Below are 25632 nucleotides of genomic sequence, written 5' to 3'. Positions count from 1 at the left end.
TTATGTTTTATACCTTAGCATCTTTTTATGTGAAGGAGATGACCACATTTGACAAAAGTTTAAGCTGTTTCGTTATTTTAGATATGATTAGATCTGTAATCTTAATTCGTGCTTTTTAAGGAAAATTTATGTCTGTATGGCTTGCCATGCTTATTGGTGCTGGAATTGGCATCATTATCACTACACTTATTTTATCAAATACACGTAATGGACGAATTAAGGCTGAATATGAGCAATATATTGCTGAACTTGAACTAGAGCATCAACAAGCGCTCACTCAAGCACAAAAGAGAAGTGTAAATACAAGTCGTGCGGTGTTGAAAGGAAAAATGGCAGAACAATTTGCTCCGGTTTTACCTGAATTTCAGTATTTACCAAGCGATGCAAAATTCATGGGCGATCCGGTGGACTATATTATTTTTGATGGATACACCGATTTTCGCGATGGCGATGGTACGGCAGAAGATATTAATATTATTCTGCTTGATGTAAAAAGTGGTGGAGCTAGACTTACGAAAGGTCAACAGGCAATTGCACAAGCTGTTCAACAAGGTAAGGTTCGTTTTGAAACGTTGAGAATAGATTTCGAAGATTAACAAGCTGTTTAATTCAGCACAAAAATAGACGAAATTGATCTGTATTGTTACTAAATTTCGATATTTTTTTCATCGCTTAAAGCTATTATAAATTGAAGATCTATTCACTTTGATCGAGCAATATTTGAGGTGTAACACGATGAAAAAACAACGTTTGATGATGGGCTTACTCGCCGCCATTGGCATGAGTTCAACATTTGCATCGACCTCAAGTGAATATAATATTGCCAATGGTTTGAGCCCGATAGAAAAAGATCAATCTATTTCTGTATTACAACCTTTTCAAGGCAATTTCAGAATCTTGGGTTCAAAAGTTTATCAAAATGATGAACAAGCTAAATTTTCTCCTATTGACTATGCCGTAAGTTGGGGATTGTTTGCACAACCTGAAATCGCACGTCATATTTCAGTGAAACAATATGACCGTTATTTAAACTGGAAAATTCCTAAATTACCTGTTCCAGCAGAGCAAGCAATGCAAATGGTGTCTAACATGCACATCATTCCTGCAAACCCTGAGATTGCTCAGCAGATTAAACAGGTTAAACGTGGTGATTTAGTTTATCTAAAAGGTGACCTTGTCGAGATTAAGGACAAAAATTTGGTCTGGAAATCTTCACTTACGCCGACTGATACGGGTGATGGTGCATGTGAGTTATTCCGCGTTCAGGCAATTCATTGGGTTGAAAAGCAAAATATATAATTTGAAAAAAAGCCTTCATAAGTTTGAAGGCTTTTTTATAACCACTACATTACTTATTTCTGTTGCGATGCTTTCCAATATTTTAATTGATTTTGTGCTTGTAAATAGTCGGCAAGATCATTGATCTGTTCATCTTTATTGGCTTGCTTATCACCCAAGTGTTTTTTTTGGTTTTCCCAATATTGATAAAGTAGACCCTGAATGTAACGGCCTTGCTCAGTTTTTAAATCTAAATCTTTTAACATGGTCAGAGAAGAGCGCACATTATCGAGAGTACGCTGTTGCTCAAACTCTGTAGTGAGGGTTCCAGCTTCATGCATTTTTGCTAATTCACTTTCCATCTCGTCACTCATTTCTGTAAAGCGACGGTCATAATCCTCTAACAGCGCAATATCGTGTGCATCATCAGCAGTGGCAGGGAAGGTCTTAACAGGTCTTTCATTCAGTTTTTCTAAAACCTGATCGGTAGATGAGGTACTAGAAGGTTGCTCCGTCTTAGCAGGCTCATCCGCTTTTTTACAAGCAGTCAGAAATAGGCTAGAGCAAAGCAAAGACATTAATATGATTTGAGGTGTTTTCTTCATAACTTTCAACCAAACCTATTCACTAATTATTTAATGGGTAACGTACTTTTCTGAAAGTGATATGCATACGTAATATATGGAAAATCAATCTGATCTTGAGGACCTAATCCCGTAAAATCATAAACAATTTTTTCAAACTGTGCTTTGAGTTGTAATTGATCTTTTTCAGTCATTGCAGCAATAAAACTTGTAGAGAGTAAACGTTTACTCACGACTTGTTCGACAGAACCATGTTGTGACTGTGTGAATGTTTGTAGGCTATCAAATACAAATAAATCTTGTTGTTCAAACACACGTTTCCACTTTTCACTATGATAACGAGGTGTGTCACCTTCAAGAGGAAGTAGGAAGTCAGCTAAAGCCTTGACCCAATCTGTACGTTCGTCGCGTTGATTCCAAACTAGCCCTAAATGTCCTTCTGGTTTTAATACTCTATGCATTTCTGTTAGGGTGTCGAGGTTGTCAAACCAGTGAAAAGATTGCGCACAAATAATGGCATCAATTTTATGGTCTGCTACAGGAATTGAATTGCTAAAAGCCTGTAATGTTTTGATATCAGGATAAACTTGTTGAAGCTGCTGTAACATCTCGCCAATTGGCTCAACTGCAATAACATCAGCATGTGTTTGTTTTAAGTAGGGTAAGAATTTGCCAGTACCCGATCCAAGATCAATAACAGTAGAGTTTTCCTGTATTTGTAGGCAATTTTGCAGCCAACTTACTATTTCTGCGGGATAATTGGGTCTAACTTGCTGATATAGTTCAGCAGCTGAACTGAAGCCTTTTTGAGCGGCAGGATGTAAGGATTGTGTCATATTTTGCGCTTTTTAATCTGACTGGCATCTATAAAATAAGATACTCCGCAATCATAAATTGGCAAAACACCTATTTTGTTTCATTTTTGACGTTGTATGTGGGAGTAAATTTTCTTTCGGTGTGAGCATGGATAAGCAAATTATTTTTGAAGACGAACACATTAGAGCCATTTTTTTACCAGGCGATTCTAATACATTAGTTCTCTCTTTTGGCGATTTGATTACCCGAGCGAGTGGCTTATCTATCAATGCTGAAAAGTCTCTAATTAAATACCAATATAATGTTATTGGGGTAATGCCAAAACAAAAATCATGGTTTCCTCAAGCAAGCATGATTGAGCTGGCAAAAGCAATTTCGCCTATTCTAGAAGGCTTTAAAAATATTGTGGGTTATGGCGGTTCAATGGGCGGCTATGCGGCAATCAAATATTCTAATTTATTGAATATGAACCGTGTGATTGCATTTGTGCCTCAATATTCAATTGACCCAGAGCATGTTGAAGACCGACGCTACGCTGAGTTTTTTGATTCGGTAGCAAACAAGGACATGCAGATTCAGCCGCAAGATGTCGATTCAGCGCGTGAATACGTTATTGTTTATGACCCATATTTCTCGATTGACCGTGAACATTACTTAAAAATAAAAGAGCTGTTACCAAGCTTACATACGATTCATTTGCCATTTACTGGTCATGAAGCATTGTCTGTATTGGCTAGTTCAAGTTTATTACATGATTTTATTGAACATGATTTCGATGAAATCTATTTTTATCAGCAAGTTCGTAAGGTCAAAAAACAAAGTAAGTTTTACTTCCGTAATGTACTTGCGCATGTTCTTACCCAACATGATGAAATGTTGTTAAAAATATTGCGTCAAAATGATTTTCAGTTAGATGAACGTTATTTTGATAACCCACTTAAACAGACTATTACACGTAGTCTGATAAAAACAAATCAAGCAACTGAGTTAGACTTTCAAAAGCTTGGTATTAAAGTGCTGCGAATTCAAGAAGATGCAAATTACACAGAAGGCTTGCAGACTAGCTTTGGTTTAATTTTGGTATTTAACCTTATCAATTCAAAGTTTGAAAGTTATACAGTAGATACTCTACTGGTGAATAAATCTTATTTGGTTCCAATTGTGGCTGAGCAAACCGGTGTAGTGCATATTGAATTAAATAATGAAATTTATTTGTTAGCGATGAATGATCGTAAGATTATTAAATTGTTCAAGAGTGAAGAGCCTTTAACATTGGATATGAGTCCTTTTGTAATCAAAAAATATTCGGATTCTTTTGCGATTAGCTATAAGCAACTAAATTTATCTTGTGATGAACAAGGGCTGTGTGAATTTACGGAAGGTTCAATTCAACCTACAGAGCAGTTGACCACCATCAGCTATTAAAACTTTATAGTGTTTAAATAAAGCTCAGACCTTTAGGTTTGGGCTTTATTTTTTGCTTAAAAAATATTTTTTTATAAACTTATTTGTATATTATTTTAAAATTCATTATTTAAATAAATAGTAGGTTTATTATATGGTGATCTGCTGTATTTAAAGTAGGCATAACTAGTAATATATATAAATACTATATTTAAAGATAAATGGGTTTTAACAATACATAAATTGTAGAAATAATATAAGATTAATTAAAATACAGTCCTAGCTATAAAAAAATATAACTAAATGTTTTTATTATATATTTTATTTTTGCCTGAAGAGCTTGGTTAAAATAAGTTCACTATTCAAAGATAATTGCATATTTATTTTTTTCTCCTAAAATGATTTTTTACTAAATTGTCGTTACAGTTTTTTATATGCAATCATTAAATTATCGGAATAATGATGCATCGCAACATGGAAGTTCTGCACCTTTGAAACGAGCAATGAGTACTCGACATTTGGTGATGATCTCCCTTGGCGGTGCCATAGGTACAGGTCTTTTTTTAGGGTCTGGTGATGTAATTTCCCAAGCAGGCCCAATTGGCGCAATTATTTCTTATTTTTTGGGCGGTTTAATTGCCTATACCGTGATGTTATGTCTTGGTGAGCTTGCGGTTCATGTACCGGAATCAGGTTCTTTTGGTGAATACGCCCGCCGTTATATTGGTCCGGGTACGGGCTATATGATTACTTGGCTCTATTGGTTAACTTGGACTGCAACTTTGGGGACTGAGTTTACTGCGGCAGCTTTATTGGTGCAGGAGTGGTTTCCATCTACCTCGGTATGGGCTTGGACTCTTTTTTTTGGCGCCTTAGTTTTTTTCCTTAATATCAGTTCAACTCGATTATTTGCCGAATCTGAATTCTGGTTGGCACTCGTCAAAGTTATTACAATCATCTGTTTTATTGGTTTAGGTTTGCTGGCAATTTTTGGTTTTATTCCTTACCACGGACATGAAACAGCGCCATTATTTAGCAACCTGACTGCTCACGGTTGGTTCCCAAACGGTCTCTTCCCAATTTTTGCTACTATGCTGATTGTTAACTTTGCTTTTTCGGGCACAGAATTAATTGGAGTAGCGGCGGGGGAAGCCGAGAATCCAGCACAGACAGTTCCTAAAGCAATCAATGCGGCTATTTGGCGTTTACTGATTTTCTTTGTTGGTACAATTGTGGTGATTAGTTCATTACTGCCGTTCCAGCTTGCAGGCCTTAGTGCAAATGAAGTAAGTAATAGTCCTTTTGTGACGGTATTTAACTATATTGGTATTCCATACGCAGAAGACATTATTCGCTTTGTAATTATTACGGCTTTACTATCTGCTGCAAATTCTGGTTTGTTTGCTGCTTCACGTATGATGTGGTCGCTTTCGGCAAAAAATCAATTACCAAAAATATTTTCTAAATTAACTCCTTCTGGAACACCGATTGTTGCCATTACTGTAACTATGTTTGGTGCAATTCCTGGATTGCTTTCAGAACAATTCGCGCCAGAAACAATTTTTAAGAATTTGTTGGGCGTTGCAGCTTTTACAATGGTTGTGGTTTGGATTGCGATTTGCGTTTCACAGTTTAACTTCCGTAGACAGTGGTATAAGTCGGGTAAAACAGCAAAAGATTTACGCTTCGCGGCACCTCTTTTTCCTCTTACTCCAATTGTAGGTGGGCTGTTCTGTATCGTTACCTGTATCAGTATGGTGTTTGACCCATCTATGCAAGTTGGTTTTATCTGCTGCATTATTTTTATCATTTTATGTTATGCAAGCTACTTCATTTTTTATCGAAAGAAAGATCTAGTGCAAAGCTAAGCTTTTTAGTCGAAAAATGTGTTTTTAAAGGTCCCGAAAGGGGCCTTTTTTTGTGCCTTAGAGGAACTACAAAAGAAAGAATTTCTGTATTTTTTTTAAAAATGAAGTTTTATTTTTGATCATGAAAACAAATATTGTTTTATAAAATTACCATTTATCGGATTCTTATTAATATTTATTTATTATTAATAGTTGATTAAGTCTATGTTTAGCTTGGTTATTTGATAAAGAGGTTTTTGGGTTTTTATAAAATATGAATTAGAAATGGACTTATTATAGATTTAATGTAGAGAGGGTATAATTTTTTGACAAATTCATAAAGGTGATTAATTTTTAAGTTATTGTTATTTATGATTTTAATTTGGTGTATTTTTTTAAATTATGATTTTGTGTTTTCTATAAATTTTTTTTATTAAAGTTAAGCTTTTTTTAATATTTGTTGTTTTTTTATTATAAAGATTAGTGCGATTTGATTATTTTTTCTCTGCTTATTTATTTTAAAATGTTCTAAATGAGTGTGCTCTATGCTATATTTATTGGAAGATTTTATAGCTATGTTCCGGCTTAATTTTAAGCGGTGTGTGTAGAGATAATTAATCTGTAGCATTATTGAACAATGTTTATTTTTAAAAAGACTAATGGAGGGATCTATCGATTAGTCAAAATAATTTTTATGGACATATGATTTTTTTATAAATCATCGTTCTTTTTAACTCCCAAACGGTTATGCCATTTCTTTTGTATTTATATTTCAGCCGACTGGATTAAGTGGGTTGTGGTTAAACTTTGCTTTTATAAAGATAGCTTTATAAACAGTAAGTTACATGAAAGAAAGCTTGTAAAAGATATCGATATATAAAAGTAGATCATACTTTTAGTATCAACAAATGGAATTTAAAAAATCTAATGCTTTAGAAGAGCAGAAGGTTTAGTAAATAAACTAAGACTTTGTTATTGCAAGGTTTTGGTTGCTGAATAATAAAGACTACGGATTTATCAAATCTGAGTCTATGAAGGTATATAGGAAAAAAGATGTCAGATCTTTCATACGTAAACGAACATAGCGATGCATGGCAAACTTACTTGGCACAAATTGACCGTGTAGCGCCATATTTAGAACACTTAGCTGATTATATCGATACTTTAAAACGTCCTAAGCGTGCGCTTATTGTTGACGTGCCAATCGTGATGGATGACGGTTCGATCCAGCACTTTGAAGGCTACCGTGTACAACACAACTTGTCTCGTGGTCCGGGTAAAGGCGGTGTTCGTTACCATCCGAATGTTGATTTGAATGAAGTAATGGCGTTGTCTGCATGGATGACAATTAAAACTGCTGTTTTGAACTTGCCATTTGGCGGTGCAAAAGGTGGTATCCGTGTTGATCCACGTAAATTATCAACTCGTGAATTAGAGCGTTTGACTCGTCGTTATACGACTGAAATTGGTCATATTATTGGGCCTCAAAAAGATATTCCTGCTCCAGACGTTGGTACGAATGCCAATATCATGGGTTGGATGATGGATACTTATTCTACTAGCCAAGGTCACACGGTAACTGGTGTTGTAACTGGTAAACCAGTCCACTTAGGCGGTTCTTTAGGTCGTGTGAAAGCAACTGGTCGTGGCGTATTCGTTACAGGTCGTGAAGTAGCAGCAAAAATTAATTTACCAATTGAAGGCGCGAAAGTTGCTATTCAAGGTTTTGGTAACGTAGGTAGTGAAGCAGCTTTCTTATTTGTTGAATCAAAAGCGAAAGTTACACACGTTCAAGACCATACTGGCACAATTTTCAATGCTGATGGTATTGATCTTGAAGCATTACGTGATCACGTAAATGCAAATCAAGGTGTTGGTGGTTTTGCTGGTGCGCAATCAATTGCTGACGAAGATTTCTGGACAGCTGAAGTTGACATTATTGTTCCAGCTGCATTGGAAGGCCAAATCACTGTTGAACGTGCTCAAAAACTTAAAGCTAAGTTGATTTTAGAAGGCGCAAACGGCCCGACATATCCTAAAGCTGAAGACGTATTAGTTGAGCGTGGCATTGTTGTAGTTCCTGACGTGGTATGTAACGCCGGCGGTGTAACTGTAAGTTACTTCGAATGGGTTCAAGACATGGCGAGCTACTTCTGGAGCGAAGAAGAAATCAACGAGCGTTTAGACAAATTGATGGTTCAAGCTATGGAAGATGTTTGGAATACAGCAAACAGCAACGCTTGTACTTTACGTACAGCGGCTTACATCTTGGCATGTGAGCGTATCTTAAAAGCTCGTAAAGAACGCGGTATTTTCCCAGGCTAATCTGCGGAAATTACTTTTAGAAAAAGTGGTCTGAACAAATATAAAGGATGTTATAGGGTTTATTTGTTCAGCCCCTTTTTCTGAATTATTCAAATTTAAGTGTTATCGAATATATTAAATAAATACTGAGGTAAGCATGGAACAGCCAATTTCTGTAACTCGAAGCAACTTTAACGACTGGATGGTTCCAGTTTTTGCACCGGCAAATTTCATTCCGGTACGTGGCGAAGGTTCACGTATTTGGGATCAAGAAAATAAAGAATATATCGATTTTGCAGGCGGGATTGCAGTAAACGCATTAGGTCATGCGCATCCAGTGGCAGTAAATGCTTTAACAGAACAAGCAACAAAACTTTGGCATGTAGGCAATGGTTATACAAATGAACCCGTTCTACGCCTTGCAAAACAACTCACTGAAAATACATTTGCAGATAAAGTATTCTTCTGTAACTCAGGTGCAGAAGCGAATGAAGCGGCATTAAAACTAGCTCGTAAAGTTGGACTCGACAGTGGTGTTGCTGGCAAAAGCGGTATTGTGGCATTTAACAATGCTTTCCATGGCCGTACCTTATTTACCGTTTCGGCGGGTGGTCAACCTAAATATTCACAAGACTTTGCACCTCTTCCAAATGGTATCAACCATGTTGCCTTTAATGATTTAGAAGCTGCAAAAGCGGTCATTAATGAACAAACTTGTGCCGTGATTGTTGAGCCAATCCAAGGTGAAGGAGGCGTTATTCCTGCTGACATCGAATTTTTAAAAGGCTTAAGAGCACTGTGTGATGAGTTCGGTGCCTTACTTATTTTTGATGAAGTACAAACTGGTGTTGGCCGTACAGGTGCACTATATGCCTACATGAACTCTGGCGTTATTCCAGATGTATTAACCACTGCAAAAGCATTAGGTGGTGGTTTCCCAGTCGGTGCAATGCTAACAACAGATAAATTTGCTCCGCATTTTTCGGTCGGTACACATGGTACGACTTATGGTGGTAACCCGTTAGCAAGTGCGGTTGCTGGTGCAGTCTTTGAGTTTATTAATACGCCTGAAGTACTTGAAGGCGTAAAACATCGTCATCAATATTTCCTAGACGCATTAAATAAATTAAATGCTGAATACCCGATTTTTGAAGAAATTCGTGGTCAAGGCTTACTCATTGGTTGCGTATTAAAAGCTGAGTATGCAGGGAAAGCGAAAGACATTACGACTTGGGCGGGCGAAGAAGGTTTGCTGGCTTTAATCGCGGGACCAAACGTGGTTCGTTTTACACCGTCTCTGATTATTCCTGAACAAGATATTGATGAAGGAATTGCTCGTTTAAAACGCGCATTGGCAAAGTTGGCTAAATAAAAAAAAAGGAAAGCTAGCCATGATGATCGTCCGTCATGCCGAGTTTCGAGACCTTGAAGATATTTATAAATTAGCAGGTAAGTCGGGTGTAGGCCTGACTTCCTTGCCGCAAAATATGGATACACTTTCGGCTCGAATTTCACGTACTCGCAATACTTTAAATGGCAATGTCCATAAAAGTGAACAAGGTTATTTATTTGTTCTTGAAGATACAGAAGCTCAACGTGTTATTGGATTAAGTGCAATTGAAGTTGCTGTAGGGCTCATTGAACCTTGGTACAACTTTCATGTTGGTACTCAAGTACACGCTTCAAAAGCATTAAATGTCTATAAGTCATTACCTACTTTATTTTTAAGTAATGACAGAACAGGTAGTAGCGAACTCTGTACACTATTTTTAGATCCAGAGCGTCGTGAAAACCAAAACGGTAAGTTCTTATCGAAAATCCGTTTTATGTTTATCGCTGCCTTTAAGCAATATTTCGAGAAAAAGTTAATTGCTGAAATGCGTGGTTTCTCGGACGAAAATGGATGTTCTCCATTTTGGGATGCGATTGGTCACCATTTCTTTAATATGGATTTTTCAACAGCAGACTATTTGAGTGGAATTGGGCAAAAAGTGTTTATTGCAGAGCTTATGCCACGTTTCCCAGTCTATGTAGATCTCTTGCCAAAAGATGCGCAAGAGGTAATTGGAAAAATGCATCCACAAACTTTGCCTGCTTATCATGTGCTTGAGTCGGAAGGCTTACGCTATCAAGGATATGTCGATATTTTTGATGCTGGTCCAACCATTGAAGCCAATATTGATGAATTGCGAGCAGTAAAAGAAAGTCAGTTACTAAACGTCAAAATTACAAGTGAAGCTGCGGTCGGTAAGACCCAATATCTCATTGCCAATGATAATTATCATGACTATAAGGCAATGCTGTTAAAGCTTGATCTTGTTGATAACACAATAAATTTAACATATGAACAAGCTGAAAAACTCGGTGTACAAGAAGGTCACGTTGTTCGTGTGTTATCACTAAATCCAATGGAAGTATCCTGATGTCAAACTCTTTATTTATAAACGGTGTCTGGTTACAAGGCAGCGGCGCAACATTTGAAAAAACAAATCCTGTTGATAACCAAACTGTATGGTCTGGTGCCGAGGCTACTGCTACTGATGTAGAGCAAGCTTGTCAGGCAGCGCGTACTGCGTTTCCAGCTTGGGCGCGTTTACCACTTGCAGAGCGTGTAGCGATTGTTGAAAAATTTGCCGCTTTGCTTGAAGAAAATAAAAAGCATTTAGCAGAAGTCATTAGCCAAGAAACCAGTAAGCCATTTTGGGAAACGTTAACTGAAGTTCAATCAATGATTGGCAAAGTTGCGATTTCGATTCGCGCTTACCACCAGCGTACAGGCGAAAGCTCAACTGAAATGGCCGATGGTGTAGCATCTTTACGTCATCGTCCGCATGGTGTGCTTGCAGTTTTCGGTCCATATAACTTCCCGGGCCATCTACCAAATGGGCATATTGTTCCTGCATTGCTTGCTGGCAACACAGTTGTATTTAAACCAAGTGAATTAACGCCTTGGACTGCTGAAGAAACTGTAAAACTTTGGCAACAAGCTGGTCTGCCAAATGGTGTGATGAATTTGGTTCAAGGTGGACGCACAACTGGTGAAGCCTTGGCTGCCTCACATGAAATTGATGGTTTATTGTTTACCGGAAGTGCAAACACTGGTTATCACTTGCATAAGCAAATGGCGGGGGCACCTGAAAAAATTCTTGCGCTTGAAATGGGTGGCAATAATGCATTGATTATTGATGAAATTGTTGATGTCGATGCAGTAGTTAATCTTGCTATTCAATCTGCTTTTGTTTCGGCAGGTCAGCGTTGTACATGTGCGCGCCGCATCTTGGTAAAAAATGGTGCTGAAGGTGATGCATTTATTCAACGTTTTGTTGAAGTTGCTAAAAACCTAAAAGTTGGTCGTTGGAATGATGAACAACAACCATTTATGGGTGGCGTTATCTCGTCGGTTGCTGCAACAAACATGATGCATGCTCAGCAAAAATTACTTGAGTTGGGTGCAAAAAGTTTATTAGCCATGACACGTCCTCAAGAAGACAGCTCATTACTTACTCCGGGTATTGTTGATGTCACAGGCGTGAAAGATATTCCAGATGAAGAATATTTCGGTCCACTTACCACCATTCAACGTTATGACAGTTTTGATGAAGCATTAAAAATTGCTAACGCAACTCGTTTTGGCTTGTCAGTTGGTTTGGTTTCACCAAAACGTGAACTGTTTGATGACTTACTCATTGAAGCACGTGCAGGTATTGTGAATTGGAATAAGCCATTAACTGGTGCTTCAAGTGCCGCACCGTTTGGTGGTGTAGGGGCATCAGGTAATCACCGCGCGAGTGCTTTTTACGCTGCCGACTATTGTGCTTGGCCAATGGCATCACTTGAAAGTGGCAGCTTAACCTTACCAGAAAAATTATCTCCAGGGATTGTGTTGCCTTAAACACTAGGGAAAGAAAAAAATGAAAGGATATGAAGTAAATTTCGATGGTTTAGTGGGACCAACACATCACTACGCGGGTTTGTCGTTTGGTAATGAAGCATCGACAAAAAACCGTAATAATACCTCGAATCCAAAATTAGCAGCTAAACAAGGTTTGCTAAAGATGAAAGCTTTGGCTGACATGGGAATGAAACAAGGTGTACTTGCTCCGCATGAGCGTCCACATGTTCCAATGTTACGCCGTTTAGGTTTTACAGGTGATGACATTAGCGTTGTTGCTCAAGCAATGCGTCATTCACCTGAACTATTATCATCTTTAAGTTCAGCTTCTCCAATGTGGACTGCCAATGCGGCTACCGTTTCACCTTCGGCAGATAGCCAAGATGAGCGTGTGCATTTCACAGCAGCGAACTTGAATAATAAGTTTCACCGTTCAATTGAAGCTGAAACTACAAGCCAAGTTTTACAAGCGATCTTTAAAAATGAACGTCACTTTGTACACCACGAAGCATTGCCACAAGTGGCTTTGTTTGGTGACGAAGGTGCAGCCAATCACAATCGTTTAGGGGGTGATTATGCTAAGCGCGGTGTTCAGGTGTTTGTTTATGGTCAACAACATTTAAATAATGGCTTACCGGGACCAAAACGCTATCCAGCTCGTCAAACGCGTGAGGCAAGTGAAGCAATTGCACGTTTGCACCGTTTAGATGATGCACATACCGTTTTTGTTCAGCAAAACCCGGATGTGATTGATCAGGGTGTTTTCCATAATGATGTAATTGCGGTAAGTAACCAGCAGGTTTTATTCCATCATCAACATGCCTTTTTAAATCAAGATCAGGCTTTTGCTGAAATTCGTCAAAAAATGGCAAGCATCGGTGAAGACTTTATTTCAATTGAAGTCCCTGAAAACCGTGTTACCGTTGACGATGCCGTAGCAACCTATTTATTTAATAGCCAAATTTTGACTCGTCCTGATGGTGGAATGACTATTGTTGTACCGGAAGAGTCTCGTCAAAATGCAGCAGTCTGGGGCTATTTGAATGACATGATTCAAATGGGCACACCAATTGATGCTATTCAGGTATATGACTTACGTGAAAGTATGCGTAACGGTGGTGGTCCAGCTTGTCTACGTTTACGTGTAGCTTTAAACGAAACTGAGTTAAATGCCGTAAATCCAAAAGTACTCATGAACGATCAGTTGTTTGGCACACTCAATCAATGGGTTGATAAACATTATCGTGATCGTTTAGCACAAGAAGATTTGGCTGATCCGCATTTGTTAATGGAAAGCCGTATGGCACTTGACGAACTGACCAAAATTTTAGGTTTAGGTTCGGTTTATCCTTTCCAAAAATAATGAGGAGGTGACATGCAAGATTTTCTAGCATTAACCTTACAAGGTGAGCAGCCTACAACTCGCGAAGCAAAACAAAATAATTTTTCTTGGCGCTGGTTGGGTGAAGGACTTCTTGAATGTACGCCAAACGCACAGTACGACAAAGCTGTCGTACTGTCAGCTGGAGTGCATGGTAATGAAACAGCACCAATTGAATTATTATCTCATCTTTGCACGGATTTATTTGCAGGGCGTTTAAACCTTGCTGTGAGGTTGCTGCTTGTATTGGGTAACCCTTATGCAATGCGTCAAGGCAAACGCTATGTGCATGACGATGTAAATCGAATGTTTTGTGGTGGATATAAAACTCTAGGCGTGTCTGAAGAATCAAAGCGTGCTGAAGTTTTAGAGCAAGTTGTCACAAATTTCTTTCAAGAAAGTGCAAGTGATGCTAAACGCTATCACTATGATTTACACACAGCAATTCGTGCTTCATTGTTACCAACGTTTGCTTTATTTCCATATCAAACGCATGGCTATGATGCTGATTTAACAGCAAGTCTTGAAGCAGCCGATTTAGATGCTTTGGTTTATCACAATGCGGTAGGTAAAACGTTTACACATTTTACGAGTGAGAATTTTAAAGCGGCGAGCGCAACTTTAGAGTTAGGCAAAGCCTTGCCATTTGGGCAAAATGACTTGAGCCAATTTGCTGCAATTGATGAAGTTATTCGTAATGTAGTTTCTGAGCAAGCCTTACCGCTACGCAATAAAACAAAAATTCGAGTCTTTAAAGTGTCTGATTCTTTAATTAAAAAAGATGAAGACTTCCAGATGAATTTATCTGCTGAAGCTCCGAATTTTTCGACTTTTACCAAAGGTGAAATCATTGCAACTCAACCTTCTGGTAATTATGTGGTTGAGCAAGATCAGGTCTGGATTTTATTTCCAAACCCAAATGTGAAGCTTGGTTTGCGTGCAGGCTTAGTTTTAACTGAAACGAGTTGAATACTTGATTTTGAGAAATAAAAAAGGGCAATTAATTGCCCTTTTTTATTTATAACGGATTAGTTATTACCGAAAAGACCTTTAATAAAAGATTTCTTTTCAGCTTTTTGTGTAGACGCTTGAGCGCCAGCATTTACATTTGCGTTTGTGTTAACTCCAACAGGACCAACATTAACACCAACATTTACACCAGTTTGAGCATTAATTGCATGTACTGGTTGAGCTGCATTTAACTTTGCTTGAGCATCTGCTTTTGTGTCAGCTACAAACTCTTTTTGCTCAGCTTGGTTTTGAGCTACACGAGTTTTTACAGCATCTACATGCGCTTGAGCATTAGCTTGTTTTTCAGCAGTAAATTCTTTTTGATCTGCTTGTTTTTCTGCAACTTTAGCTTTTACAGCATCAACACCTGCTTTTGTATCAGCTTTCGCTTCAACTGCTAGGTTTTTAGTGCCGTTTGCAGCTTTAGTCGCTACATTTTTAGTTCCTGTTACTGCTTCGGTAGCAAAATGTTTTGTACCAGTTGCGGCTTTAGTTGCTACATTTTTAGTACCTGTCGCAGCTTCGGCAGCAAAATGTTTTGTACCATTTGCAGCTTTAGAAGAAAGTTCAGTCACTTTTCCTGTTGTTTTTTTTGTTGCTTTAACTGTAGTGTCAGCCGCTACATGACCAGCATGCTTCGCTGAGCTACCTACATTATGAGCAGTATTTTTGACTGTGTTGGCTACGCCACTAACAAGACCACCCGGTTGTACATTTACTTGAGCAGAAGCACCTGCATTAACACCCGCACTTTGTGCAAAAATAGAGGCAGAAGCAAGAACACTTGCAGTAACGATAGCTGTTTTCATCATTTTCATTGCGATATCCTTCAAAGAATATACCCTTTTAGTGAGGTATTTCATAAACGCAAACGAATCATAGCCAAGGGAATATAGTCTTGTGAACTGTCTTCATCAAAATGTTACAACAGTGTTACGTTGAGTAAACAGACTAGGGATAAATTGTGAAGATTAATAAAAATTAATAATAAAGTGAAAAAGAACATTTATTTGTTAGATATTCTAATTAAGCTCGCTTATCTTTCCTTTTTTAAAAAATATCCTTTAATTTTTTCTCTTTCGGTTTTTCTCGACTTGTCCTTTATATCTTTAAATGTGATGTGAATCTAATTATTTATTAGAGGAAACGGCATAATTATTGCTTATTATGAGAATAGAGTGTTTTTTTAGCACTTTTTTGAACCATATTCTGCCAGAAATATAAATGTATAGGGCAGAACTGTATTTTTGCTTATTCGGGAAAAAGTACTTTAGCTTTTCTCAGGTTGGTATATTTCATGAAATAGAAATTTCACATGAAATATATTTAAAGAAATAGCACTTTATTTCGAATAATCAAAAATAAAAATAGATATCTATAAACAAAAAAACAGAGATATGACAGATGAAAATTATTGCTTCCCTTCTTGTATTGGTCGGCTTGGTCGCCGTTGTTCTCTATCTTAAGCCAACAAGTGGTGCATCTGATGTGTTCAATTCTGCTTTACATGAGTCGAATTCGCCACAACCAGACACATCGTCCTTTCTTTCTAAACTTAAGGAGCCTACTCAACCTAAAAATCTATCTCAACATTCAACTTATCCTCAATCGGTATCAGCTGATACTGTTCCTTTTTATGACACAAAAAGTGATCTTTCTATTCAACCGATTGATCCAGAAAAAGATCCAGCAAATGAAATAAAAGCGAAATAAGCAAATTGTTAGTTGAAAAACTACGGAGAAAAATAATGCAAAGTAAAACGTTATTTCTATTAGGTCTATGTACGATATTAAGTACAACTGCATCCGCTCTTCCTTTAGATTCTCAAGGTGCTAAACAGCGGTTAAATCAAGCAGCAAAACAAAAAGTATTTCAGGGCAAAATCGATTTGGATGCCTTGGTCAATAATGATTCGAATGATTTAATCGTCGAATACAATATTCCTTCGGTGAGTGTGCCTTCCGGTTTAGAGCGGCGGAGTTATATTGCAACAAATAAAAAGAATATACAGGCAAGGTTTAACCGTGCTGGTGGTGTCCAAGTACTTCGGGACTACAATAATTTGCCTTTAGCTTTCTATCGAATTAGTAATCGCGAAGCTTTGGTGACTTTATTAAATGATCCAAATGTTAAAGCGGTTTATCCGAACCGTATTAACCAGACTACGACCAATGAAAGTTTACCTTTAATTAATCAACCACAAGCGAATACCAATGGTTTTACGGGTGAAGGCTCTAGTGTGGCAGTAATTGATACAGGTGTGAATTATCTTCATTCTGATTTTGGCTGTACGGCAGTAAATACACCATCAAGCACATGTCGAGTGATTTATTCATTTGATAGTGCACCAGATGATGGCGCTTTAGATGATGATGGGCATGGGAGTAATGTTTCAGGCATCGTATCTAAGGTTGCTACCAAAACCAAAATTATAGGTATTGATGTCTTTAGAAAAGTGAGATCCCAAGGTAAGTGGGTAAGCACAGCTTATGATAGTGATATCCTCGCAGGGATTAATTGGGCTGTAAATAATGCACAAACCTATAATATTAAAGCGGTGAATTTGAGCCTTGGCGTACCAGGTGTTAAATATACCTCGGAGTGTAGTGATAGCAGTTATGGAACTGCATTTGCTAATGCACGAGCTGCTGGTGTGGTGCCTGTAGTCGCTTCAGGCAATGATGCATTTTCAGATGGAATTTCATCTCCTGCCTGTGTTGCTGGTGCAGTAAGAGTAGGGGCTGTTTATGATAGTAATATTGGTGGTGTGTCATGGGGGAACCCAGTGAAATGTTCGGACCCAACCACAGCGGCAGATAAGGTAGCGTGCTTTAGTAATGGTGGTAGTCTTGTGACCTTATTAGCACCAGGAGCAATGATCACGGCGGGGGGGTATACCATGGGCGGGACATCTCAAGCGACACCACATGTGGCAGGTGCAATTGCTTTGTTACGAGCGAATAGCGTGAGTCCAACAGAAAGTATTGATCAAACCATCAGCCGTTTAAAAACGACAGGTAAACCAATTACTGATTCAAGAACGGGCTTGGTTTTCCCACGTATTGATTTACTGGCAGCAACAAATGGTTTAACCATTAATTAATAGCTTATTTATAATTTTTTAAATTAGGTCCAAGAAATTTTTAAATAGCTATAACCCGTTGCAAAGGGTAACTTCTGCAACGGGCTTTTTATGTAAAAAGTATTAATTACACTTTGCTAGATTCGCTGGATTAAAGTTGTTTTGGAGTTTCTTGAAATTATTCTGAATTTCTGGATCTTGAATATTAAATGTCGTTGAGCTTTTGGTTGTGGAGTTGGTTGCCTGATTTAATATGCCTGATTCATCAGGATACTGCATAGTCGATGAGGTCGCTGAAATCAGACCATTATTATTAAAAGTCCAGTGCTCAGTTACATGTCCCCCCCCTAAATAGCCAGTAAATTCAATCATACAAGCCTGTTTATCTTGTTTAATGAGTTTGGCTACATTACCTGTGGTAGAGGGATAAGCCTCGATATTCGTATCTTGTTCTAAAACTTGTGCTTGAGAATAAGATGAAGGAGGTGTAGAGGTCGCACATGCAGTTAATGCTAAGCAGCATAGTGTTGAAAAGAGGAGTTTTTGACTATTCATAAGGCAGATTCCTAGCTTTCTTATACTTAATGACATTATTTCTAGATGAATATCTGTGTTTATAAGCGCGCGAAGTTATCGCGCTATCCAAAAAATTAGTTAGCTGTTGTGCTCGATTTACTTAATTCACCTTGCTCAATTGGAATATTTTCACCATTTCGGCTACTGGTAATATTTTGTTTGGCTTGCTCTATTTTCTGTTCAGTAAATACTTTGGCTGTATCTGCTTTTTGTTGAACGACTTCTGCTTTTTCAGCAGTAAATTCTTTGGTGTTTTGCCATTTCTCACTAATTTTATTCGATGTCTTTTCAGAAGCACCTTGAATAGAGTTTCCTAAATTTTGTATGCCTTTGCCTGTTTTATACAACAGTACGCGCCCTAAGCTAGGATTGTCACCATAAGGTTGTGTTTTAGGTGTCGTTTCAACAACTTGTTGTGGCTGTGTTGTTTCTGCAAATAAGGTTGATGAAGCCAATATAGAACTTGCAACGCATAACACTTGTAAGGTTTTCATATGGATCAATCTCCCCAACCAGAATCAAAAGATGAAGTGGTGATCTTACTGTTAAAAATAAAGCTTGTACTGCAATGAGATAAAACCCATACGATTTGATTACGATAAATCATCATTTAATGGCGCTAAACCAATCATTGCAATGATTCATAAACTAAATTCAGTCTTAATCAATTCTATAAACATGTCTCTGGCTTTATGGTTGCTCACATTTTTGTGCCAGAAAAAGTGATTTTGCATAAAAGCAAGATATTCAAATTTATAACTTTGGATATGGGCCAAATTCTTATATTGCTCATAAATACTTTTAGGCACCAGAGCCACCCCTGAGCCTGCACTGACACAACCAATAATTGTGGCATAGCTAGTAATGCTGGTAATAGGAAGAGAGATATTCTTCAGTTTAAGCCATTCTTCAAGGGCTGCACGGTAAGGACAGCCTTCAGTCCACATAAAAATTTCTTTACCAATCAGGTCTTCTTGGCAATGAATCTCTCCCAAAGAGTGAGATGCAATTAAGACCATATCTTCTTGGTAAATACTGAGTTTATTGAGCATCGGAAAATCAATATTACCCGCGACAATTGCACCATCAAGTTTGTGCTGAGAAATATCGACTAATAACTGTTTCCATGTGCCTGTAATAATTTGAATGGAAACCTCTGGAAAACGTTGATGATATTTTGCAAGTAAATTGGGGAGGCGAGTTGTGGCAGAAGATTCAATCGCTCCAATTCTGAGTGGGCCAGAGGGCGGTGCATCAGGATGAATACCTCGTTTCGCTTCATCGCATAGCGCTAAAATTTTATGGCAATAATTAAGAAAGATCTCACCAGATGGAGTGAGTTTTAAAGCTTTAGCTTCACGATAAAACAAAGGTGCTCCAAGCTCTTCTTCGAGTTGTTTAATCCGTGTCGTAATGTTAGATGGTACACAATGCAGTTGCATTGATGCCTTAGCCATTGTTCCGCACTCAACCACGGTTTGGAACATTTTTAACTGAGCGATATCCATGTTTTATCATTCACTTTTAATGAATAGTTAACTCAATATAAGTTAATTTTATTCAACTATCCATGCGCATATGATGAAAGAGTTCCATTTCATTAGTGCAGATTTAACATGGCAATTTCTCTTGCTGCCGAAACCCAGCCTCCCGCATTTAAGCTCTATTTATGTATTGCTGTGACTGTCTTTTGTTGGGGCTATTCACCTATTGGCGTACATAGTGCCTTGCATTCATATACACCGCAGCACATTGCCTTGCTCCGCTTTTTGATCGCATCATTTTTTTTACTGCTTTTGGTCATGAAAAAAGGCATTCAACCTTTAAAGTGGAAAGATATTCCTGCGCTTGCTGTATTAGGATTTTTCTCTGTGACGCTGCATCATCTGCTTATCAATACAGGGCAGCAATATGTGACTGCGGTTGCCTCTAGTATTTTAAGCCAATCTATTCCGTTATTTACCTTTATTATTTCAGCTTTGCTTTTTAAAGAAAAAATTAGTTTTAAACAGTGGTTGTGTATTTTGCTTGGCCTTTGTGGCGCCGTATTAGTGGTCAGTGGTGACCATGGTTTTGGTGTACCGAGTCCTTATAGTTTGTTGATTGTTTTAGCTGCAATTGCATGGGGTCTCTACTTTAATTTATATAAGAAATTTGCTTTAAATTATGATGCCTTGAGCATGATGTGCTACATCATCTGGTTCGGAACCATTCCTTTACTTTTTTATAGTGCTCATTTGCCTAGTGAAATTTTACATGCCACTTGGCAAGCTAATATGTCGGTTATCTTATTGGGTATTTTCCCAAGTGCGATGGCTTATGTACTTTGGGGATATGTACTTAAAAATATGCCATTAACGATTGCATCGAATTTTTTATATTGTTCGCCCATTGTCGCAATGAGTTTGGCTGTGCTTTTCTTAAATGAAAAACCATCCATGATGGTGCTGTTAGGTGGAGTAATTATTGTGGGAAGTTTGGTGTGGATGAATTGGAAAAAATAATTCTTTTACCAAGCTGAGTAGATAATAATGTGGTAGTTATTGAGTGCTGTTTTAAAAATAGAAATATTAATTTTATTAAAAAATACATTTAAATCAGCATACTGAAATAGTTTTTAGAATTTACTTTTATTGATTTTACTATAAAAAAGTTTGGTTATAGCCAAAAATTAAATTATTCGACTCTTTCGACTTTTTCAATATGACTAGAAGAATCATATGTAATCTCAATTACTATTTTCTCTTTGTTAAGTGCTGAGTCTGAGATTGATACCGTTTCGTCCACAGAATCGAGCGATAATTCACTCGGCATTACATTATGTAATGTCGACACGATTGTATTCGCTATTAAACCGTTATAGAAAGCCATTCCATATGCTTTTGGTTTATTGTTAATTTTATAATAAGTGATCGTATCTATCCTTTTCTCACCAATGAGTCTACTTACTACGGGTGGATGGAATTTATTTAGAAATTCATTTCGAGACATTCCAACTAAATTAATCTTTTCTATAGCAGGCGGATTGGTAGTGTCTGGTAAATTGATCCGATGAGGGTTTATAGAACAGGCCATTTGTCCAATGGATAAGATAGAAATAACAAGTAATAAAATATTCTTCTTCATTTATATAATCTTAATTAATAAAAGCTGCTAATTTATAACGATATTTTTTGTAAATATCAATTATTATAAAAAGTTTTAATGTAGATGAATTGGGGGAATAGGCGTACTATCGAATAATCTATAGATCATTAAACTATCTATAGACTAATGCTATGTTATACGCTAATTGCTTTAAGAGAATAAGATGATTGTTGTTACCTTGACCTATAAAAAACCATTAGCCGAAGTTGATGCTGTATTAAAAGAACATATTGCATTTTTAGATCATTACTATGAGCAAAAGAAATTTCTGGCATCGGGGCGCCGAGAAAATAGAGTAGGTGGGGTAATTTTAGTTCTAAGCTCTTCGATTCAAGAAGCTGAGGAGATTATGAAAAATGATCCGTTCTATATTCATGATGTGGCCGATTATGATTTCATGTGGTTTGAGCCATCGAAAAGTTTAGAAGAAATTAAAGAATTTGTTTAACTCAAAAAAATAAAGGGGTCTATAAAAGATCCCTTTTTTCATAATAAGCTAATTAGTCCTGCAACACGCTCACATCAGCCACAGCAGTAAACAAGTTATGTAACTGAGCCAATAAACGTAAACGGTTTGCTTTTAGGTCAGCATCATCTGCCATAACCATTACACCATCAAAGAATGCATCAATCGGTGCGCGAAGTGCTGCAAGCTTAGAATCTTTACTTAAACCATTTTCTAAAGCTCTGGCAAAAAGAAGAACAGCACAATAGCTCCAAAAATTCCGCTTAAGATCAGCCAGTCTTTTTGACGCATATCTGCAAGGCGAATCACCGAAAGATAAACACTGCTGAAAAAAAACAAAACAAAAACCAACAAAACTAGCGGGTTATTGAAGAAGAATTTGCTGATGCCAAATAGTACGAAAATAATGGTACTAGAAACCCAATACAGCAGAGCCAAAATAAATTTGTTCAATGATAAATTACGAACAGAACGATCTAAACGAGGCAGAGTTACAGCTAGCATAATCAGCCCTGCAAAACCGCCTAGAATAGAGATAATCATAAAGAACAGGCCGCTCATATCTGGTTTGGTCTTTATATGAGGATATAATTTCCATAGGCCATAACCGATTACCAGTAAAAGGGTGTGGCAAAGAACAAGATAAGCATCTATACGATAAAAATTTTTAATTGAAGAGGTATTCATTATGATGACTGCGGATTTATTTTTAATATTAAAAAACCCCACTAATCTATAGAGGGGTTCTTATTAATTTACAACTAATAAAGGCTTAGCCCTGCAACACACTTACATCAGCCACAGCAGTAAACAAGTTACGCAACTGAGCTAATAAACGTAAACGGTTTGCTTTTAGGTCAGCATCATCTGCCATTACCATTACGCCATCAAAGAATGCATCAATTGGCGCGCGAAGTGCTGCAAGCTTAGAAAGGGCAGCAGTGTAATCTTTTGCTGCAAGTAATGGCTCAACCACAGGTGTCACTGCTTGAAGCTCAGCAAATAATGCTTTTTCAGCAGCTTCAACCAAGTTTGCTTCAACTACAGAACCTTCAGGTGTTGCTTCTTTGGCAAGAATGTTCGCAACACGTTTGTTTGCAGCAGCAAGCGCAGCAGCTTCAGGTAATGTGCGGAAGTGGTTAACAGCATTTACACGCTTATCAAAATCAAGTGGAGATTTCGGTGCAAGAGCTTGAACGGCTTGAAGCACATCAACAGCAACGCCTTGGTCTTCGTACTTAGCACGGTAACGACCTTCCAAGAACGCAACAGCATCAGCGCGAGTTTTGTCGTGGTCTTTAACGATATCGCCATAACCTTGAAGCGCAAGATTCACTAACTCTTCAATCGTTACGTCTAATTCATTTTCAATGATTAAACGTAAGATACCAATTGCTGAACGACGAAGAGCAAACGGGTCTTTAGAACCTGTAGGCGCTTGTCCAATACCGAAAATACCAACCAGCGTATCTAAACGGTCAGCAAGGGCAATCGTTGTACCTGTTTTGGTTTTTGGTAAAACATCACCAGCAAATTTTGGTAAATATTGCTCACCTAAAGCTTCTGAAACTTCAGCGTTTTCACCTTCAATACGTGCGTAGTAAGTACCCGCAATACCTTGAAGTTCTGGGAATTCACCAACAAGCTCAGAGGTTAAGTCGCATTTAGCAAGTAATGCAGCTTTTTCAGCATCGGCTGGGTTTGCACCAGTGATTGAAGATAATGCAACTGCAAGTTTTGCAATACGTGTTGATTTGTCCCAAAGCGTGCCAAGCTGTGCTTGGAATACCATGTTTGCTAATTTTTCTTTACGAGATGCAAGCGGTTGCTTTTGATCTTGTAAGAAGAAGAACTCAGCATCAGACAAACGAGGACGAACAACTTTTTCGTTACCTTCAATAATTTGAGTTGGATCTTTAGACTCAATGTTTGAAACAGTAATGAAGTAAGGCTGTAATTTACCTTCCGCATTGATCAAACAGAAATACTTTTGGTTGTCTTGCATTGTCGTAATAAGTGCTTCTTGAGGAACAGCTAAGTAGCGCTCTTCAAAAGTTGCACGTAAAGCCACAGGCCATTCAACCAGACTTGTTACTTCATCAAGTAAGTCGGCTGGAACAATCGCAGTCGCGTTAACTTCATCAGCTAACTTTTTCACTTGTTCTTGAATGGTTGCTTGACGCTTTTCAAAGTTCGCAACAACGTAAGCTTTTTCTAAAGCCTCTAAGTAGTCATTTGCATGCGCTAAAGTCACAGCTTCTGGGGCATGGAAACGGTGACCATAAGTCACATTACCAGCTTTGTGATCTTGAATAGTTGCGTCGACAATTTGGTCGTCTTTGAGTAAAAGAACCCATTTAACCGGGCGTACAAACTCGGTACGACTTGCAGCAGAACGCATACGCTTAGCAATTGGTAAATTGTCTAATGCAGTTTGTAAAATTTGTGGAAGTAAAGCGTCAAGGCTTTGACCTTTCACATCTTTTAAATAGCAAACTTTTTCAACTTTACCTGCTTGGAAAGTAGAAAGCTGATCAACTGTAATACCTTGACCACGCATAAAGCCTTCGAGCGCTTTAGTCGGTTTGCCTTCTGCATCGTAAGCCGCTTGAACAGCAGGACCGTCAAAACGTTTTTGTGTATCTGCTTGAGCAGCATCGATATCAACAATTTTAAGCGCTAAACGACGTGGAGCAGCATAAGCTTCAATTGATGCGAAGTTTAAGCCTGCATCTTTTAAACCTTTTACCGTTTCTGCCTGTAATGCATCACGTAAAGTTTTTAAGCTTTTTGGTGGAAGCTCTTCACAGCCAAGTTCGAATAAAACAGTATGTTTGCTCATTAGTTTTTCTCCGCCTTTGCTGCTTCACTTTCAGCTTGTGCTTTTAGCTGTGCCAATACTTCATCACGCAAGTGTGGTTCTGCCATTGGGAAGCCAAGCTCTGCACGTGCTTGTACATAACTTTGTGCAATAGCACGCGCTAAAGTACGTACACGTAAAATGTAACGTTGACGCTCAGTCACAGAAATTGCGCCACGTGCATCAAGCAAGTTAAAGGTATGAGATGCTTTAACCACTTGCTCATAAGCAGGAAGAGAAAGTTTTGCTTCAATTAAACGGTTTGCTTCTGATTCGTAAAAATCAAATAGTTCAAATAGTTTTTCAACTGGAGCGTATTCAAAGTTGTAAGTCGATTGCTCAACTTCATTTTGATGGAATACGTCGCCGTAAGTTACAGTACCAAATTGGCCTTTCGTCCAAACAAGGTCATAAACCGAGTCAACACCTTGAAGGTACATTGCAAGACGTTCTAAACCGTAAGTGATTTCGCCTGTTACTGGGTAACATTCAACACCACCAACTTGTTGGAAGTAAGTGAACTGAGTTACTTCCATACCGTTAAGCCAAACTTCCCAGCCTAAGCCCCAAGCACCTAGCGTTGGAGATTCCCAGTTGTCTTCTACGAAACGGATGTCGTGAGTAAGCGTATCAATCCCAATTGCTTTTAAAGAATCAAGATAAAGCTGTTGAATGTTGTCTGGATTTGGCTTAAGTACCACTTGGAACTGGTAGTAGTGTTGCAAACGGTTCGGGTTTTCACCATAGCGTCCATCTTTTGGACGACGTGAAGGTTGAACGTATGCAGCATTCCAAGTTTCAGGCCCTAAAGCGCGTAAGAATGTTGCGGTGTGGAATGTTCCAGCGCCCATTTCCATGTCGTAAGGTTGTAGTACGACGCAGCCTTGTTCGGCCCAATAGTTTTGTAGGGCAAGAATTAAGCCCTGAAATGTATCAATGTGCGAGATGGCGCGACTCATGTAGCATCCACGAATTTATGAGAA

The 25632-nt window shown here is 38.1% G+C and carries 24 protein-coding genes and 1 pseudogene; 14 read left to right on the top strand and 11 right to left on the bottom strand.

Annotated elements, in window-relative coordinates:
• The first annotated feature begins 128 nt into the window (after positions 1-128).
• Positions 129-596, top strand: a complete 468-nt coding sequence (locus tag J663_RS07430; RefSeq protein ID WP_002116954.1) for a Holliday junction resolvase-like protein — start codon at positions 129-131, stop codon at positions 594-596.
• 139 nt (positions 597-735) lie between these two features.
• Positions 736-1299 carry a hypothetical protein gene (locus J663_RS07425; RefSeq protein ID WP_017387028.1) on the top strand — a complete coding sequence of 188 codons (564 nt, stop codon included), beginning with the start codon at positions 736-738 and terminating at the stop codon, positions 1297-1299.
• Between the two features lie 53 nt (positions 1300-1352).
• On the opposite strand, the gene J663_RS07420 is transcribed toward J663_RS07425, so the two are convergent.
• Both J663_RS07420 and J663_RS07415 read right to left on the bottom strand, forming a co-directional pair.
• Positions 1353-1883: a hypothetical protein gene (locus J663_RS07420; protein WP_081404665.1), complete on the bottom strand. Its 531-nt coding sequence runs from the start codon at positions 1881-1883 to the stop codon at positions 1353-1355.
• Between the two features lie 26 nt (positions 1884-1909).
• Positions 1910-2698, bottom strand: coding sequence for a class I SAM-dependent methyltransferase (locus tag J663_RS07415; protein ID WP_033848845.1), 789 nt, complete (start codon positions 2696-2698; stop codon positions 1910-1912).
• A gap of 127 nt (positions 2699-2825) precedes the next feature.
• Here J663_RS07415 and J663_RS07410 point away from each other — a divergent pair, with 127 nt between their 5' ends.
• From J663_RS07410 to astE, 8 genes are all read left to right on the top strand, one after another.
• Positions 2826-4103, top strand: coding sequence for a hypothetical protein (locus tag J663_RS07410; RefSeq protein WP_033848844.1), 1278 nt, complete (start codon positions 2826-2828; stop codon positions 4101-4103).
• 413 nt (positions 4104-4516) lie between these two features.
• Positions 4517-5950: an amino acid permease gene (locus J663_RS07405; protein ID WP_033848842.1), complete on the top strand. Its 1434-nt coding sequence runs from the start codon at positions 4517-4519 to the stop codon at positions 5948-5950.
• A gap of 1032 nt (positions 5951-6982) precedes the next feature.
• Positions 6983-8254 (top strand): Glu/Leu/Phe/Val family dehydrogenase, encoded by a 1272-nt coding sequence (locus J663_RS07400; RefSeq protein WP_005078412.1) that lies wholly within the window; start codon positions 6983-6985, stop codon positions 8252-8254.
• A gap of 136 nt (positions 8255-8390) precedes the next feature.
• Positions 8391-9605, top strand: coding sequence for an aspartate aminotransferase family protein (locus tag J663_RS07395; protein WP_032057338.1), 1215 nt, complete (start codon positions 8391-8393; stop codon positions 9603-9605).
• Positions 9606-9624: 19 nt separating this feature from the next.
• Complete coding sequence (gene astA, locus J663_RS07390) at positions 9625-10656, top strand: arginine N-succinyltransferase (protein WP_032004847.1); 1032 nt, start codon at positions 9625-9627, stop codon at positions 10654-10656.
• On the top strand, positions 10656-12125 hold the full coding sequence (astD, locus tag J663_RS07385; RefSeq protein ID WP_033848840.1) for a succinylglutamate-semialdehyde dehydrogenase: 1470 nt from the start codon (positions 10656-10658) through the stop codon (positions 12123-12125). The genes astA and astD overlap by 1 nt, the downstream gene beginning before the upstream one ends.
• Positions 12126-12144: 19 nt before the next feature.
• Complete coding sequence (gene astB, locus J663_RS07380; protein ID WP_002116805.1) at positions 12145-13488, top strand: N-succinylarginine dihydrolase; 1344 nt, start codon at positions 12145-12147, stop codon at positions 13486-13488.
• 12 nt (positions 13489-13500) lie between these two features.
• The gene (gene astE / locus J663_RS07375; RefSeq protein WP_033848837.1) at positions 13501-14475 is read left to right on the top strand and encodes a succinylglutamate desuccinylase; all 975 of its coding nucleotides are present in this window, start codon (positions 13501-13503) and stop codon (positions 14473-14475) included.
• A 59-nt stretch (positions 14476-14534) separates the two neighbouring features.
• On the opposite strand, the gene J663_RS07370 is transcribed toward astE, so the two are convergent.
• Positions 14535-15335 carry a hypothetical protein gene (locus J663_RS07370; protein WP_017481694.1) on the bottom strand — a complete coding sequence of 267 codons (801 nt, stop codon included), beginning with the start codon at positions 15333-15335 and terminating at the stop codon, positions 14535-14537.
• A gap of 586 nt (positions 15336-15921) precedes the next feature.
• Between J663_RS07370 and J663_RS07365 the strand changes: the two genes are divergently transcribed.
• Entirely contained in the window at positions 15922-16230 is a 309-nt protein-coding gene (locus tag J663_RS07365; RefSeq protein WP_017481693.1) for a hypothetical protein, read from the top strand.
• Between the two features lie 35 nt (positions 16231-16265).
• Positions 16266-17621, top strand: coding sequence for a S8 family peptidase (locus J663_RS07360; protein WP_017481692.1), 1356 nt, complete (start codon positions 16266-16268; stop codon positions 17619-17621).
• A gap of 102 nt (positions 17622-17723) precedes the next feature.
• On the opposite strand, the gene J663_RS07355 is transcribed toward J663_RS07360, so the two are convergent.
• The 3 genes from J663_RS07355 to J663_RS07345 form a co-directional block, all read right to left on the bottom strand.
• A complete protein-coding gene (locus tag J663_RS07355) occupies positions 17724-18155 on the bottom strand; it encodes a hypothetical protein (RefSeq protein WP_032006466.1) in 432 nt (143 codons plus the stop codon).
• A gap of 95 nt (positions 18156-18250) precedes the next feature.
• The gene (locus tag J663_RS07350; protein ID WP_017481690.1) at positions 18251-18670 is read right to left on the bottom strand and encodes a hypothetical protein; all 420 of its coding nucleotides are present in this window, start codon (positions 18668-18670) and stop codon (positions 18251-18253) included.
• Between the two features lie 147 nt (positions 18671-18817).
• A complete protein-coding gene (locus tag J663_RS07345) occupies positions 18818-19684 on the bottom strand; it encodes a LysR family transcriptional regulator (protein WP_032006468.1) in 867 nt (288 codons plus the stop codon).
• Positions 19685-19792: 108 nt separating this feature from the next.
• Here J663_RS07345 and J663_RS07340 point away from each other — a divergent pair, with 108 nt between their 5' ends.
• The gene (locus J663_RS07340) at positions 19793-20680 is read left to right on the top strand and encodes a DMT family transporter (RefSeq protein WP_033848833.1); all 888 of its coding nucleotides are present in this window, start codon (positions 19793-19795) and stop codon (positions 20678-20680) included.
• A gap of 172 nt (positions 20681-20852) precedes the next feature.
• On the opposite strand, the gene J663_RS07335 is transcribed toward J663_RS07340, so the two are convergent.
• Positions 20853-21302: a hypothetical protein gene (locus tag J663_RS07335; protein ID WP_033848831.1), complete on the bottom strand. Its 450-nt coding sequence runs from the start codon at positions 21300-21302 to the stop codon at positions 20853-20855.
• Between the two features lie 184 nt (positions 21303-21486).
• Between J663_RS07335 and J663_RS07330 the strand changes: the two genes are divergently transcribed.
• Positions 21487-21771, top strand: coding sequence for a YciI family protein (locus tag J663_RS07330; protein WP_017390992.1), 285 nt, complete (start codon positions 21487-21489; stop codon positions 21769-21771).
• 52 nt (positions 21772-21823) lie between these two features.
• On the opposite strand, the pseudogene J663_RS19750 reads toward J663_RS07330, so the two are convergent.
• From J663_RS19750 to glyQ, 4 genes and pseudogenes are all read right to left on the bottom strand, one after another.
• Positions 21824-21982: pseudogene (locus tag J663_RS19750) on the bottom strand (hypothetical protein); the annotation flags it as partial.
• Between the two features lie 20 nt (positions 21983-22002).
• Positions 22003-22476, bottom strand: coding sequence for a hypothetical protein (locus J663_RS07320; protein WP_033848827.1), 474 nt, complete (start codon positions 22474-22476; stop codon positions 22003-22005).
• An 85-nt stretch (positions 22477-22561) separates the two neighbouring features.
• Positions 22562-24631, bottom strand: a complete 2070-nt coding sequence (gene glyS, locus J663_RS07315; RefSeq protein WP_033848826.1) for a glycine--tRNA ligase subunit beta — start codon at positions 24629-24631, stop codon at positions 22562-22564.
• Positions 24631-25608 (bottom strand): glycine--tRNA ligase subunit alpha, encoded by a 978-nt coding sequence (gene glyQ / locus J663_RS07310; protein WP_002044989.1) that lies wholly within the window; start codon positions 25606-25608, stop codon positions 24631-24633. Before glyQ ends, glyS begins: the two co-directional genes overlap by 1 nt.
• Between the last annotated feature and the right edge of the window lie 24 nt (positions 25609-25632).

The sequence above is a fragment of the Acinetobacter sp. 826659 genome (assembly GCF_000588515.1).
GTDB lineage: Bacteria > Pseudomonadota > Gammaproteobacteria > Pseudomonadales > Moraxellaceae > Acinetobacter > Acinetobacter pittii.
Note: the sequence above shows the minus strand (reverse complement) of the source record. Positions and strands in the feature narration are given on the sequence as shown.